This window comes from Streptomyces sp. NPDC101166 (assembly GCF_044768125.1).
In the GTDB taxonomy this organism is placed as follows: Bacteria; Actinomycetota; Actinomycetes; order Streptomycetales; family Streptomycetaceae; genus Streptomyces.
Genome location: NZ_JBIWPF010000371.1, coordinates 1 through 1,035, shown reverse-complemented (window position 1 = coordinate 1,035; position 1,035 = coordinate 1). Strand labels below are relative to the sequence as shown.

General features: G+C 64.2%; 2 protein-coding genes. Both read left to right on the top strand.

The genetic code is table 11. The annotated features are described in order from the left end of the window. On the top strand, positions 1-357 hold a 357-nt coding region (locus tag ACIRS4_RS39190), incomplete at its 5' end, for an ADP-ribosylglycohydrolase family protein (protein WP_404205205.1). Between the two features lie 200 nt (positions 358-557). Next, positions 558-1,035: DUF4334 domain-containing protein (locus ACIRS4_RS39185; protein ID WP_404205203.1), on the top strand; the 478-nt coding region annotated here is incomplete at its 3' end.

Here is a 1,035-nt window from a genome sequence, read left to right as displayed (position 1 = left end):
CTCGCCGCAGTCGACCCGTACCTGATCGACGGACACACCACCGCGGGTATTCGCCGAGCCCGGGAACTGCTGGGCCGCACGGTCGCCGAGGCCGCCTACGAGCTCGGGAACGGTGCCCGCGTCAGCGCCCAGGACACCGTTCCTTTCACCCTCTGGGTCGCGGCCACCTACCTGCACGACTACCCCGCCGCCATCACCGCCTGCATCCAAGCGGGCGGTGACGCGGACACCACCGCCGCCATCGCCGGCGGCATCGTGGCCGCGCACACCGGCATCGGAAACCGGGCCGACGTCAGAGGCGTACCGCACGAATGGCTTTCCGCCAGAGAGCCTCTCCCACCGTGGGCGATCCTCTGAACAGATTCCACTGTTTCGTAGCGGTCAAATGATCCACCGAACAGTGACGCACTCATCTGCCGCTGGTCGCGCCGATTGAACCGGCGTCAATGACAACGCCGCATGCCCGACTTCGCTTCAGTCATGAGTTTGCCAGTAGATTGCTCCGGCACACGGCGGTATCGTGAATGCGAGCCTCCGCCGTTGGATTGGAGAGCACCGTGAGCGACGATCCGGCCCGCGAGAAATTCTCCGAGCTCAAGAAGCGCGCCAGCCAGCGTCTGGTGACCGGACCACAGCGTTTCCTCATCCCCGACGCCGACCTGGACGAGTTCTGGGCCACGCTGGAGCCCGCGACCATCGACTTCATGATCGGCGAATGGGAGGGTGGCGAGTTCGACACCGGCCATCGCGAGAACGGAACGCTGGCCCAGATCAACTGGTTCGGCAAGACCTTCCATTCGGCCACCGACGTGCAGCCTCTGATCTGCCTGGACATCGACGGCAACAAGTATTCGAACACCGAGAACGGCGAAGGCAGCCTCTGGATGGAGGAGTTCCGCGGCGAGGTCACCGCGACGATGGTGTTCGACGGGCAGCCCGTTCACGACCATTTCAAGAAGATCGACGACGACGCCGTGATGGGCATCATGGACGGCAAGAACGCCCTCGACGGCGGCCGATACGCATATTTCTATC